This window comes from Bacillus sp. F19, assembly GCA_023823795.1.
GTDB lineage: Bacteria > Bacillota > Bacilli > Bacillales > Bacillaceae > Bacillus_P.
On sequence record CP085710.1, the window covers coordinates 4,049,584 to 4,062,612 of the forward strand.

Annotated in this window: 11 protein-coding genes, 1 pseudogene and 1 riboswitch; of the genes and pseudogenes, 8 read left to right on the forward strand and 4 right to left on the reverse strand. The window is 40.9% G+C overall.

All coding sequences use genetic code 11. The features are described from left to right. The first annotated feature begins 60 nt into the window (after nt 1-60). Nucleotides 61-1,203, forward strand: coding sequence for a glycosyltransferase family 1 protein (locus LIT25_20825; protein USK32997.1), 1,143 nt, complete (start codon nt 61-63; stop codon nt 1,201-1,203). A 109-nt stretch (nt 1,204-1,312) separates the two neighbouring features. Here LIT25_20825 and asnB read toward each other — a convergent pair whose 3' ends face one another. Continuing rightward, nucleotides 1,313-3,202, reverse strand: a complete 1,890-nt coding sequence (asnB, locus tag LIT25_20830) for an asparagine synthase (glutamine-hydrolyzing) (protein USK32998.1) — start codon at nt 3,200-3,202, stop codon at nt 1,313-1,315. Nucleotides 3,203-3,356: 154 nt separating this feature from the next. Beyond that, nucleotides 3,357-4,559: a methionine adenosyltransferase gene (gene metK / locus LIT25_20835; GenBank protein ID USK32999.1), complete on the reverse strand. Its 1,203-nt coding sequence runs from the start codon at nt 4,557-4,559 to the stop codon at nt 3,357-3,359. A 186-nt stretch (nt 4,560-4,745) separates the two neighbouring features. Continuing rightward, a riboswitch (SAM riboswitch) is annotated at nt 4,746-4,879 on the reverse strand. 309 nt (nt 4,880-5,188) lie between these two features. Between metK and pckA the strand changes: the two genes are divergently transcribed. The 3 genes and pseudogenes from pckA to LIT25_20850 all read left to right on the forward strand — a co-directional run bounded on the left by pckA (nt 5,189) and on the right by LIT25_20850 (nt 7,997). Further along, entirely contained in the window at nt 5,189-6,778 is a 1,590-nt protein-coding gene (gene pckA / locus LIT25_20840; GenBank protein USK33000.1) for a phosphoenolpyruvate carboxykinase (ATP), read from the forward strand. Nucleotides 6,779-6,978: 200 nt separating this feature from the next. Beyond that, nucleotides 6,979-7,182 (forward strand): annotated as a pseudogene (locus LIT25_20845) (elongation factor G-binding protein). Nucleotides 7,183-7,223: 41 nt separating this feature from the next. Further along, nucleotides 7,224-7,997 (forward strand): arylamine N-acetyltransferase, encoded by a 774-nt coding sequence (locus tag LIT25_20850; protein ID USK33001.1) that lies wholly within the window; start codon nt 7,224-7,226, stop codon nt 7,995-7,997. A 43-nt stretch (nt 7,998-8,040) separates the two neighbouring features. Here the strand turns inward: LIT25_20850 and LIT25_20855 are convergent, their stop codons facing one another. Next, nucleotides 8,041-8,283: a DUF2584 domain-containing protein gene (locus tag LIT25_20855; protein USK36357.1), complete on the reverse strand. Its 243-nt coding sequence runs from the start codon at nt 8,281-8,283 to the stop codon at nt 8,041-8,043. Between the two features lie 62 nt (nt 8,284-8,345). Beyond that, on the reverse strand, nt 8,346-9,128 hold the full coding sequence (locus tag LIT25_20860; protein USK33002.1) for a prolyl oligopeptidase family serine peptidase: 783 nt from the start codon (nt 9,126-9,128) through the stop codon (nt 8,346-8,348). A 134-nt stretch (nt 9,129-9,262) separates the two neighbouring features. Between LIT25_20860 and LIT25_20865 the strand changes: the two genes are divergently transcribed. The 4 genes from LIT25_20865 to LIT25_20880 all read left to right on the forward strand — a co-directional run bounded on the left by LIT25_20865 (nt 9,263) and on the right by LIT25_20880 (nt 13,010). Further along, nucleotides 9,263-10,249 (forward strand): ABC transporter substrate-binding protein, encoded by a 987-nt coding sequence (locus tag LIT25_20865; protein USK33003.1) that lies wholly within the window; start codon nt 9,263-9,265, stop codon nt 10,247-10,249. Between the two features lie 12 nt (nt 10,250-10,261). After that, entirely contained in the window at nt 10,262-11,035 is a 774-nt protein-coding gene (locus LIT25_20870; protein ID USK33004.1) for an ABC transporter ATP-binding protein, read from the forward strand. Beyond that, on the forward strand, nt 11,022-11,828 hold the full coding sequence (locus LIT25_20875; protein USK36358.1) for an ABC transporter permease: 807 nt from the start codon (nt 11,022-11,024) through the stop codon (nt 11,826-11,828). The genes LIT25_20870 and LIT25_20875 overlap by 14 nt, the downstream gene beginning before the upstream one ends. Before the next feature lie 213 nt (nt 11,829-12,041). Beyond that, complete coding sequence (locus tag LIT25_20880; GenBank protein ID USK33005.1) at nt 12,042-13,010, forward strand: S8 family peptidase; 969 nt, start codon at nt 12,042-12,044, stop codon at nt 13,008-13,010. The last annotated feature ends 19 nt before the right edge of the window (nt 13,011-13,029 follow it).

Below are 13,029 nucleotides of genomic sequence, written 5' to 3' on the forward strand. Positions count from 1 at the left end.
TTTCCGTTTCTGAACTTGAAATAAACTCAGGCTGCTGTAACTGATTTATGGAGGGATAAGATGAAAATTGCGATATTCACAGACACATTTGCACCGGATGTAAATGGTGTTGCGAGAACGTTAAAACGTCTTACCGATTATTTAGAAAGCAAAGGCCATGAATATAAAGTTTTTGCCCCCGAAAGCACAAAAGAATCTCTTTTTTCAAGTCATATTCACAGGTTTGCGAGCTCTTCTTTTTATTTATATCCAGAGTGCAGACTTGCTTGGCCGAACATGCTGCAAGTAAAGTCAGAGCTCATCAGATTTAAGCCTGATATTATTCATGTGGCCACTCCTTTTAACATTGGTCTATGCGGACTGCATTATGCCAAAAAATTAAATATCCCCATAGTCGGTTCTTATCATACTGACTTTGATCAATATTTACAGTTTTATGATCTGCACTTGTTCTCAAAGCTCTTGTGGAAATATATGCTTTGGTTCCACAGGCCTTTACAGAAAATCTTTGTCCCCTCCGAAGAAACCAAACAGCAGGTTCTAAATCAGGGATTTGAAAATGTTCATATCTGGTCAAGAGGCGTAGACTGCCAATTGTTTCATCCCAACTATTTGCGCAAAGAAATCATCCAGGAATATCAAATAAAAGAAAAATTCATTTTATCTTATGTCGGCAGACTTGCCCCGGAAAAAGATGTTGAGACATTAATGAAGATCTCTCATCAGCTACCTGAACACTTAAGAAGCAAAGTGCACTTTTTAATTGTGGGAGACGGACCTTCTAAAGAAGAAATGATGAAAGAATCACCGGATAATATGACCTTTGCAGGCTATGCAAGCGGTGAAAAGCTGGCGAAAATATATTCAGGTTCAGATCTCTTCATATTTCCCTCACCGACTGAAACCTTTGGAAACGTTGTTCTTGAATCACTTGCTGCCGGAACTCCTGTTATAGGGGCAAATTCCGGCGGGGTTAAAAATATTATTCAGCAAGGAAAAACCGGCTATTTATGTGAAACAGGATCGGCTGCCGAGTTTATAAGTGCCATTGACACCCTTTTGCAAAATGATGCCTTGAGGTATCAAATGGGAATGAGTGCCCGTGCTTATGCCCTCAGCCAAACTTGGGACAGCATTTTTGAAGGTTTACTGAATGCCTACAGCGAGGTACTGGATCAGCGTGAATTCATTCGTTATGCATAAGATAACCGCCCCATTCACGCAAGTAATTCAATCAGACTTAAACAATTTTGCAAGTAAAAAAGCTTGCAAAGACGTCTCTGCAAGCTGCCTCTTCGCGCAAGAGGCTTTTTTAAGTTGCGGCCAATTGCGCAGCATCATCAAAATGGCAGACATTTTCGATAAACACTTGGTGCCAAATCATAAACGTTAAGACGGTCCATATCTTCCTGCTGTGATCTGCCTCTCCCATACAATGCTGATCTAATAATAGTGCGGCATACGATTTATTAATTAGATCTCCCGTCCCGCTCTCCCATATGATCGCTTTTGCCCAGTCATACATCTCATTTTTCAGCCAATTCCGTATCGGAACAGGGAAACCCAGTTTTTTTCGATTTAGAACGTGCGGCGGTACAAGATCCCGGACAGCCTGGCGAAGCAGATATTTCGTTTCGCCGTGTTTGATTTTTAACTCATGCGGAATGGTTGAAGCAATTTTAAAAACTTCTTTATCCAGAAATGGCACCCTTAGTTCCAATGAATGCGCCATCGTCATTTTATCTGCTTTCACAAGAATATCCCCTTTGAGCCAGGTCATCACGTCAATATATTGCATTTTTGAGATGCTGTCTAAATGACTGACATCTTCATAAAGGCTCCCTGTTACATCAGTTGGATCAAAATGAACGTCTGCAGAAAGCAATTCATGTTTTTCGGCAGTTGAAAAGATGTTGGCATTTCCAATATACCGATCTTCTAAAAGGGTTGTCCCCCTCTCAATAAAGCTTTTCCCTTTCATTCCTTCAGGAAAAACAGCAGCCAGCTGTTTTAATCTTTGCTTAAAGCTATGAGGAAGATGACCAAAGACAGATAGATCTTGAGGTTCTTTGTAAATGTTATAGCCTGCAAAAAGCTCATCTGCTCCTTCCCCCGATAAAACGACTTTCACCTGCTGGCTTGCCTCACGTGCAATAAAATAAAGAGGAATAGAAGCAGGATCTGCCACTGGATCATCCATATGCCAAATGATTTTTGGAAGCTCCTTCATAAATTCCTTATGGTCAACGATATAGGAAAAATTCTCAACACCAAGCGCATTCGCTGTTTCTTTTGCTACATCGATTTCGCTGTAGCCTTCTTGCATAAAGCCGACAGAAAAGGTTTTAAGTGAAGGATGAAATTGCTTTGCAATGGATGCAATAATACTAGAATCCACTCCCCCTGACAGAAAAGATCCAACAGGCACATCGCTTCGCATATGGACTTTGACCGAATCAATTAAAGCCTCCTGAATTTTTTCTTTGAGCCTGGTTTCGTCAGCTGGACGCACAGGCGCAAGTTTCGGTTTCCAGTACCTTGTAAGCTGTAATGCCTCTCCTGTTTTTTTTGTAAAGAAATAGCCTGGAGGCACTTTCTTAATATGCTTATGCATCGTGCCCGGATCAGGTACATATTGAAATGAGAGATAGTGCTCAAAGGACTCTTCATTAATAAGGGGGGTTGGAAGATAATCCGTTAAGCTCTTAAGCTCCGAAGCAAAAAGATTCATTTCCCCGTTTTCTATGTAATATAGAGGCTTTATTCCAAAGTGATCTCTCGCACCGAATAAAAAGTGTTCCTGTCTGTCCCAAATCAGAAATGAAAACATTCCTCTTAAAAGTTGAAGCGTATCCTGGCCATAAATGCAAAAAAGCGCAACAATCACTTCTGTATCCGTATCCGTTTTCAACTTATATCCATGGGAAAAAATGATTTCTCTGAGCTCAATATAGTTATAAATTTCACCGTTAAACACAATGTAATAGCGGTCATCAGATCCATAAGCCATAGGCTGGTGTCCGCTTTTAACATCAATAATGCTTAACCGCTGAAAGGCCAGAAGAACCTGCTCATCTTGATAAATTCCGCTGTCATCAGGACCTCTGTGTTCTATTTTTTTGCTGGCCTTCTCAATGAATGTATTGAATAAAAGATTTCCTGCTTGTATACGATAATCAATAATTCCAACAAATCCGCACATCCTATTCGCCTCCAAAATTGTCTTTCCGCTTATAAAACGAAGACTAGGAAGGGATTGTTACATATTTTTACAAAATAAAACAAAAATTTCAATATTTTTGACAAAAAAAAGGATGAGAACTGCATACAGCAGTATTCTCATCCTTTTTCACTTATTATCGGTTTAATGCCTGCTCTTTAAGAGCTTCTGCTTTATCTGTTCTTTCCCATGGAAGGTCAAGATCATTACGGCCGAAGTGTCCGTAAGCAGCTGTTTGTTTGTAAATTGGACGGCGTAGATTCAGCATATTGATGATTCCTGCCGGACGAAGGTCAAAGTTAGCACGAACAACATCAACTAACACATCTTCCTTCACTTTCCCTGTTTCAAATGTATCGATTGCGATTGATACCGGCTGAGCCACACCAATTGCGTATGCAAGCTGAACTTCACATTTATCAGCAAGGCCAGCTGCTACAATGTTCTTAGCTACATAGCGTGCTGCATAAGCTGCAGATCGGTCAACTTTTGTTGGATCTTTACCAGAGAATGCACCGCCTCCGTGACGAGCATATCCTCCGTAAGTATCAACGATGATTTTACGGCCTGTTAAGCCTGCATCGCCCTGCGGTCCGCCGATTACGAAACGGCCAGTCGGGTTGATGAAGTATTTTGTATCTTCATCAATTAATTCTTTCGGTACTACCGGGTTAATAACATGCTCTTTTACGTTGCGCTGAATTTGCTCCAATGAAATTTCAGGGTGATGCTGAGTGGAAATAACAATTGTATCAATGCGAACAGGCTTGTCATTTTCATCATACTCAACTGTTACTTGAGTTTTGCCGTCAGGACGAAGGTACGGAAGAATTTCTTCTTTGCGGACTTCCGTTAAACGGCGTGCAAGTTTGTGGGCAAGTGAGATCGGCAGCGGCATTAATTCTTTCGTTTCGTTATTGGCAAAACCGAACATTAATCCTTGGTCACCTGCACCAATAGCTTCAATCTGCTCATCTGTCATTTTTCCTTCACGTGCTTCAAGCGCCTGATCAACACCCATCGCGATATCTGCTGACTGCTCATCAATTGAAGTAAGTACTGCACATGTTTCTGCATCAAAACCATATTTTGCACGAGTGTAGCCAATTTCTTTAACCGTTTCGCGAACGATTTTTGGAATGTCTACATAAGTAGAAGTTGTAATTTCACCAGCAACCAGAACAAGACCTGTTGTAACAGATGTTTCACAAGCTACACGGGCATTAGCATCTTTTTCTAGGATTGCATCTAAAATCGAGTCAGAAATTTGGTCACAAATTTTATCAGGATGACCTTCAGTTACAGACTCTGAAGTAAACAGACGACGTTGTTTAGTCATTAAAGTTTTCCTCCTCAAAAGGTTAGATGATACGGAACTCATTCCCTTTCATATTTTGACCATTCGGCAAAATATTTCAGTTGGCATGTTTTAGGAGTATCCACGAGTACTTTCAGGCAAAATATATTTGAAATAAAAAATCCTTTCCCGCGAGGAAAGGTTATTTACTAAAATCGTAGCCTTTCGCTCTTATCGATCAAGGGCTTTCGCCTTGCATCAGGTTAGCACCTTTGCTCGCAAAAATTCACGAATGAATTTTCAAGATAAAGCAGGTTGCTGGGTTTCATTGGGCCTGTCCCTCCACCAGCTCGGGATAAGAGAATCCGTTCAAGGACATATAATATCGTATATTTCCTTCAGGTGTCAACAAAAAATGACAAGGTTTTCGCATAAGATTTTTTGGTCCCTTTATATATGTTTCCACAAAATGCCGAAATAAAAACACTTCCTATTATATATGTATCATTTTTATCAAAAACGTTTCTTAAACCGTTCCATTTCATCAATTTGTACGTAGAATAAGTTAAATAGTATAGACTATTTATTTTAATGTGTTATACTAATCGAGAAGAGTCACTTAACATACAGTTAAAATAATAATTGAAATATAGGTAAAGGATGGGTATGAGATGAATTCAATCGAAATTACTAATGAGCTTGATGTTTTACTTAAAGGGGAAAATGCATTTCATAACTTATCAGTTCCCGTTCTTGTAGAGAAAGTATTAGAGCGCAATGAAGGTGCATTAACTTCAACGGGAGCAGTCCGTGCAACAACTGGCACTTACACAGGACGTTCACCTAAAGATAAATTTATTGTAAATGAAAATTCAACAAAAGACAAAATTGAGTGGGGTGCTGTTAATCAGCCTTTCTCTGAAACGGCATTTGAAAAATTGTACTTAAAAGTACTTTCATACTTAAAAGACCGCAATGAGCTCTTTGTTTTCAAAGGCTTTGCCGGAGCTGACGCAAAATACCGCCTGCCGATTCAGGTTGTAAATGAATTCGCCTGGCATAACCTTTTTGCACAGCAATTATTTATTCAGCCAGAGAGCGCTGATGAGCTGATTCAGCATGATAATCCATTCACGATCGTATCCGCACCAAACTTTAAAGCAGATCCGTCAGTAGATGGAACAAATTCTGAAACTTTTATCATCATTTCTTTTGAGAAAAGAACGATCTTAATCGGAGGTACGGAATATGCAGGAGAAATGAAAAAATCCATTTTCTCTGTCATGAACTACCTGCTTCCTGAAAGCGGTATCCTGCCGATGCACTGCTCTGCAAATGTTGGCCAGGAAGGCGATGTTGCCCTTTTCTTCGGTCTGTCGGGAACAGGAAAAACAACCCTGTCTGCTGATCCTAAGCGCAAATTAATCGGCGATGATGAGCACGGATGGTCAAATGCCGGTGTTTTTAATATCGAAGGAGGCTGTTATGCCAAGTGCATCAACCTCTCACGTGAAAAAGAACCTCAAATTTTTGATGCGATAAGATTCGGGTCAGTGCTTGAAAATGTAGTGCTTGATGATGACACAAGAATTGCTGACTATGACGATACCTTCTTTACTGAAAATACAAGAGCGGCCTATCCCCTTGATGCAATGGATAACATTGTGAAGCCTAGTATTGCAGGCCACCCGCATACGATTGTCTTTTTAACTGCTGACGCATTTGGAGTTCTTCCTCCTATCAGCAAATTAACAAAAGAACAGGCCATGTACCACTTCTTAAGCGGCTACACAAGCAAGCTTGCCGGAACAGAGCGAGGCATTACATCACCTCAGGCTACATTCTCTACGTGCTTTGGCTCGCCTTTCCTGCCGCTTCCTGCTACTGTTTATGCAGAGATGCTCGGGCGGAAAATTGATGAGCATCAGGCAAATGTATTCTTAGTCAACACAGGCTGGACTGGAGGAGAATACGGAACCGGCAAGCGCATGAAACTGAAATATACCCGTGCAATGGTTCTATCCGCTCTTGAAGGCGAATTAGACAACGTGGAAACTGTTACAGATGAAAACTTCGGACTGAAAATTCCAATTCACGTGCCTGGTGTGCCGGATGAAGTGCTGCAGCCAGTTAAAACTTGGGACAGCGTAGATGCGTATAATGAAAAAGCAAAAGAGCTAGCAGACAAGTTCAAACAGAATTTCAAAAAGTTCAAGCATGTTTCAGAAGAGATTGAAACTCTTGGGGGACCAACAGTATAAGCATTCCAAAGCTATGCCACACACTCTGGCATAGCTTTTTTTGATTTATCGCAGCTGGCTTGATAAATGGAAAAGAACTCAGACTGAATCCGGTCTGAACGTTTTTCCTTTTTTGAGATAGATCCATATGATAAAATTGTATAAAAAAGTAAATCAATCATTTCTTTAAGGGGATGATGTTTTTTTGTGAATTCAGTCCGTTTGGCAGCATCAATCAAAAAGGCATCTGCACGATTTGCAACCGGTTTGAAGAAGTTGGGATGTTTACTGCAGAAATTAAAGGAAACGAACCTGGAACTTTCATTAAACGCGGCAATTATATTTGCCAGGACCCTCATACGTGCAATCAGAATATCACTTCATTGACGAAGTTAAATGATTTTCTGGCCTGGATGAAAAAATAGCTCTTATAACCTAGGTGATCGGAATGGATGGGGAAAAAAGAATGAATGAACTCAATGGATTATTCCGAAAACGAATCGGCTTTCCTGAATACGCAAAAATCACTTTTCAAGATTTGGACGAAGTTCTTGAAAAAACGGCGAAGGCCATTCCATTTGAAAACTTATGCATCATAGATAACAAGACTTTAGAGATCAGCAAAGAGAACTTAATCTCTAAAGTGCTGATCAGGAAACAAGGCGGTCTTTGTTATGAGCTGAATCCCCTTTTCTATTTTTTCCTGATGGAAAACGATTTTCCTGCAAAATTGGTCCAAGGGATTGTTTATGATCATGCTGCAAAAGACTGGAGCAGAACCGGCAATACCCACGCAGCCATCCTCCTTATGGAAAATGAGCAAACCTATCTAATAGATACCGGGTTTGGGGGAAATCTGCCGCTTAAACCCGTTCCTTTGAATGGTAAAATCATTTCCTCTGAGAGAGGGCAATTCAGAATTACGAAGACTCCTGATCTACAAAAGGATCACTGCCTGGAAATGAAGCTGAAATATAAAGATAAGGAATGGAAAAAAGGATATGCTTTTGATTCTGAAAGCATTTATATGACTGAACTGAACGAAATTCAAGAAATCATCCTTGATTCAGCGGAATCACCTTTTAATAAAAATCGCTTGCTGACCAGATTTACTGAAAATGGAAACATCACATTGACAGACACATCCTTTACACAGTCTGTGAATGGTGAAGTGAAGAAAGAATCAATAGACAAAGCTAATTTTGAATCACTTGCTGAGAAATATTTTAACATGAAGTAAAACGCAAAAAAGCTGCCCGCCGGCAGCTTTTTTCGTATGAATGTTAATTTGTAGATTTCAGCGCAATCAGCTGGTAAGTCAAAATGGTTTTAGAATCAGAGAGCTCAAGTTTTTTAATCAGAGCCTGTCCGCTTACTTCCCCTTCTTTTGTTTTTCTGACTTCAACGGGAATCTCCAGCGGATAAATGCGATAGCCCTCTTTTTCGAGAGAAAAAAGATTCTCTTCTAATCGGTTTTCTCTCCCTTTTGTCACGATCATCGTGTTCAATTCTAAAGGCATACCCATCTTAATCACTCCTTTTTCATATAACGTTATTTTAACATATTTATTTAGCCCGATTCCTGATTTTATTGCTTTTTCATCCAAGAAGTCAGCTCTCTTACTACTTTTCGGTTAACTGCAGGAGGAAAATAATGCGTATATTCCTCAAAATACATCGTATCTGCTCTTTTTCCAAGTTCACCAAGTCTTTTTTCGAGCAGATAAGCATGTTCGACTGAAACGTTTTGATCCTGAGCACCATGAATAATAAGAATTGGAGCCTTTAATGCTTCCAGTTCATACAGCGGAGTTCTCCACTTGTATCTTTCAGGATATTTTGCAGGTGTCCCCCCTATCACCCGCTTCATCATTCTCCGCAAGTCTTCCCGTTCCTCGTATGTAAGAGCCATATCAGAAACACCTCCCCATGTAACTAATGAACGGATATCCGGATCTAAAATTCCTGCAAAAAGCGCCATCACTCCTCCTCTTGAAAATCCGAAGACATGGATTCGTTCCTGATCAACTTTAGGGTGGTTTTTTAAAAGCGTCAGAGCATGCAGCGCATCGTACCTGTCATCTCCTGCGAAGTCTTCATTCCCTTCTCCTCCCTGATTCCCCCGGTAAAACGGAGCCATCACGACAAAGCCTTCTGAAGCAAATTGCACAATCCGTCCGGCTCTTACCTTGCCTACATTTTTAATTCCGCCTCTTAAATAAAGAAAACCATCATACTTTCCTTCTTCAGCCGGCTCAGCAAGGAGCCCCTTTACCTTAAGCCCTTCGGAAAAATAGGTAACGAGCTGCAGTCTGATTTTAGGATTAGGCGACGGCAGCAGCTGACGCTCGATTATTGAACCATTTTCCATTTCCTTGCACCTCACAAAATCGTTTATGGGCATTCACACATTTTTTTCGCAATCATACATTATTTTAGGCGCTACAAAACTGGATACTCATTTTAATATTTTTTGATGGTGTCTGTCACCAAGGAGGATTTCATATGAAAAAAAGTCTCATTGGCTTTGCGGTACTCGCTCTTCTTATCTTTACACTAAGTGCGTGCAATCAAAACAAGCCAGAAAAAATCAGGTTGGCTGAGGTTACTCATTCCATCTTTTATGCTCCTTTATATGCAGCAATGTCTGAAGGTTTTTTTGAAGAAGAAGGCCTGAATGTTGAGCTGACAACGACATGGGGCGGAGATAAAACAATGACAGCTCTTCTCTCAGACGGAGCTGATATTGCACTTGTTGGCTCTGAAACATCGATTTACGTTTCTGCTCAAGGCACTAAAGATCCGGTTATCAATTTTGCCCAGCTAACACAAACGGATGGAACGTTCCTCGTCTCAAGAGAAAAAATCAAGAATTTCAGCTGGGATCAGCTTAAAGGCAGTACTTTCCTTGGTCAGCGCAAAGGCGGAATGCCGCAAATGGTTGGAGAATTTGTATTAAAGCAGCAGGGAATTGATCCGCAGAATGATTTAAATCTGATTCAAAATATTGATTTTGCTAATATTTCGAGTGCATTTGCTTCAGGAACCGGCGATTTCGTTCAGCTGTTTGAGCCTACTGCCAGCATTTTTGAAAAAGAAGGCACAGGCCACATTGTGGCATCATTCGGAAGAGAATCCGGTAAAGTTCCTTACACAACATTTATGGCAAAAGAAAGCTTTTTAAAAGAGGATTCAGAAGCTGCAGAAAAATTTACAAAAGCTATTTATAAAGCACAGCAATGGGTTGAAGAAAACAGCTCTGAAACCATTGCAAAAGCCATTGCCCCGCAATTTAAAGATACAGACCTTGAGATTATCACAACTGTAGTTGAACGCTATAAAGAGCAGGGATCTTTTGCGACTGATCCAATCCTTGATGAGGCTGAATGGACCAATCTTCAAAACATCATGGAAGAAGCGAACGAATTGCCGGAACGTATTGAACACGAGACTCTGGTTAATACGAAGTTCGCAGAAGACGCTGCAAAGTAAGGAGGTTTCAGCATGTCTTTCTTGACGATCCAGCATATCCACCATATGTATTTTACAAAAGAATCAGCAACCCTTGCATTAGAGGATATTGATTTACAAATAGAGGAAGGAGAATTCATCTCCTTTCTTGGCCCGAGCGGATGCGGCAAAACTACCCTGCTGTCCATAATCGCGGGCCTGATTTCACCAACAAAAGGAAGCATTTTAATGGAAGACAGACCAGTCAAAAAAGACTCCTCTGCCATTGGATATATGCTGCAGCAGGATTACCTGTTCCCGTGGAAAACGATTGAAGAAAACATTCTGCTCGGACTGAAAATCGGAGGTAACCTTTCAGCAAAAGCGAAAGAGAAAAGCCTTTCCCTTCTAAAAGATATGGGACTTGAGAATGTCGAGAAGAAATACCCCCGGCAGCTCTCGGGCGGCATGAGGCAGCGTGCAGCTCTGGTCAGAACGCTCTCTACAAACCCTAAGCTTCTTATGCTTGATGAACCTTTTTCAGCGCTTGATTATCAAACAAAGCTAAAGCTCGAAGACCTCGTCTGGAGCACATTGAAGGATTTCAGGAAAACAGCCCTGCTTGTCACACATGATATTGGCGAAGCCATCGCTATGAGTGACCGCATCTTTCTTCTTTCCTCTAAACCAGGCAGAATCGCTCAAATCTTTCACGTGCCAGAAGAATTAAAGAACCTTACACCATTTACCGCGAGACAGCATCCCTCCTTTACAGATCTTTTTCAGCACATTTGGAAGGAGCTGGATCAGCTTGATGGAAAAGAATGAATTAAACAGATTGCATCAATCTTATTTAAAAGGTTTGAAAAAAGAGAAAAACTGGGTAAAGTTTTATCAAATTCTTATCTTTATCACTTTTTTCTCACTATGGGAATTAGCTGGAAAGAGAGAGTGGATTGACCCCCTGCTGTTCAGTTATCCTTCTAAAATATGGAGCTTATTTTTGGAAAAGGCAGCTGATGGATCGCTCTTATCAAATTTGAGTGTCACCTTATTTGAAACCGTTCTTGGGTTTATAATCGGCACCCTGTCCGGCACTGTGCTTGCAGCTGTTCTCTGGTGGTCTAAGCGGCTGTCAAATATTCTTGATCCATACTTGGTCATTTTAAATGCCATGCCAAAGGTTGCGCTTGGACCTATATTAATCGTTGCACTTGGACCGGGTTATTTCTCTATTATTGCGATGGGCGCCATCATCTCTATCATTATAACAACAATCGTAGTTTATACGGCATTCAGAGAAATTGATTCTAACTACCTAAAGGTGCTTCAGACATTCGGCGCTTCAAAATGGCAGATGTTTAAAGAAGCCGTACTGCCCGCATCATTTCCTACGATTATTTCTACCTTGAAAGTTAATGTAGGACTCTCATGGGTTGGTGTCATAGTCGGAGAATTCCTGGTATCCGCAAAAGGTTTGGGCTACTTGATCATTTACGGCTTTCAGGTCTTCAACTTCACTCTCGTTCTTCTCTCGCTTATCATTATCGCCTGCTTTGCAACCATTATGTATCAGGCCGTTGAACTGCTGGAGAGAAAGCTGGTTAAGGATGATGAATAGCAAATACGGCCTGAACGGGCCGTATTTTTGTTTTACTGCTGGATTATCAGCCTTAATAGATCCTGTGACATTTTAATTATTCGTATCCCTAGTCTATTTGGCATTTGCTAGAATTGAAGGAAAATGATAGAATTTAACAGAAAGTTCCGGTTATTCCGCCTCTGTCTCTGGCCTTAACATTTGTTTCTTAAAAAATGATTAGGAGGGGTTGTAATGGAAAAGTCTATTAAATTAATCCCGTACAAAGTTGACAATCAGCTTGTAGAGGTACATCAAATCCCGGAAGGCGTGGATTTAATTCAAGCCCCCGCATTATGGAGCAAAGGATTTAAAGGCAAAGATGTTTTGATCGCAGTAATTGATACAGGGTGTGATGCTCAGCACCCGGATTTAAAGGGCAGAGTAATCGGCGGCCGCAACTTTACAGATGATGATAATGGAGATCCGGAAGTATTTAGAGACTACAACGGCCACGGAACTCATGTGTCCGGTACGATTGCTGCCGTAAATGCTGAATCAGGAGTTATTGGGGTAGCACCTGAAGCTAAGCTCCTTATTTTAAAAGCACTTGGCGGTGAAGAAGGTTCAGGTGCCTATGAGTGGATTATTAATGCCATTGAATATGCTATCTCAGAGAAGGCTGATATTATCTCGATGTCTCTCGGCGGACCAACAGACGTGCCTGAGCTTCATCAGGCCGTTCAGAAGGCTGTCCAAAATCAAATCCTTGTCGTATGTGCAGCTGGAAATGAAGGCGATGGCAACAGCAAAACATCTGAGTTTTCTTACCCTGGCTGCTATAATGAAGTCATTTCAGTCGGAGCAATCAGCCTTCAAAGAAAATCTTCTTACTTTACAAATTCCAATAATGAAATAGATGCCGTGGCACCAGGTGAGAAAATTATTTCTACCATTCCAGGCGGAAAATATGCCGTTTTCAGCGGAACATCGATGTCCGCACCGCACGTTTCAGGCGCTCTTGCATTAGTGAAACGCCTGTCTGAAAGTGAATTTGATCGAACGCTCACTGAACCTGAAATTTACGCACAGCTAATGAAACGAACCATTTCACTAGGTTTTCCAAAAAGCCTTGAGGGAAACGGGCTGATTTACTTGACTGCACCAGACCTGCTTGCCGATTTTCTTAAAAAAGAAAAAATCCCTTCAACAATTGATGTTTGACCATATTTTAAGGCTTTCG

Coding starts and splice junctions, on each gene's coding strand:
- LIT25_20825 (USK32997.1), top strand. CDS start 61: ATGAAAATTGCGATATTCACAGACACATTTGCACCGGATGTAAATGGT.
- asnB (USK32998.1), bottom strand. CDS start 3,202: ATGTGCGGATTTGTTGGAATTATTGATTATCGTATACAAGCAGGAAAT.
- metK (USK32999.1), bottom strand. CDS start 4,559: ATGACTAAACAACGTCGTCTGTTTACTTCAGAGTCTGTAACTGAAGGT.
- pckA (USK33000.1), top strand. CDS start 5,189: ATGAATTCAATCGAAATTACTAATGAGCTTGATGTTTTACTTAAAGGG.
- LIT25_20850 (USK33001.1), top strand. CDS start 7,224: ATGAATGAACTCAATGGATTATTCCGAAAACGAATCGGCTTTCCTGAA.
- LIT25_20855 (USK36357.1), bottom strand. CDS start 8,283: ATGGGTATGCCTTTAGAATTGAACACGATGATCGTGACAAAAGGGAGA.
- LIT25_20860 (USK33002.1), bottom strand. CDS start 9,128: ATGGAAAATGGTTCAATAATCGAGCGTCAGCTGCTGCCGTCGCCTAAT.
- LIT25_20865 (USK33003.1), top strand. CDS start 9,263: ATGAAAAAAAGTCTCATTGGCTTTGCGGTACTCGCTCTTCTTATCTTT.
- LIT25_20870 (USK33004.1), top strand. CDS start 10,262: ATGTCTTTCTTGACGATCCAGCATATCCACCATATGTATTTTACAAAA.
- LIT25_20875 (USK36358.1), top strand. CDS start 11,022: ATGGAAAAGAATGAATTAAACAGATTGCATCAATCTTATTTAAAAGGT.
- LIT25_20880 (USK33005.1), top strand. CDS start 12,042: ATGGAAAAGTCTATTAAATTAATCCCGTACAAAGTTGACAATCAGCTT.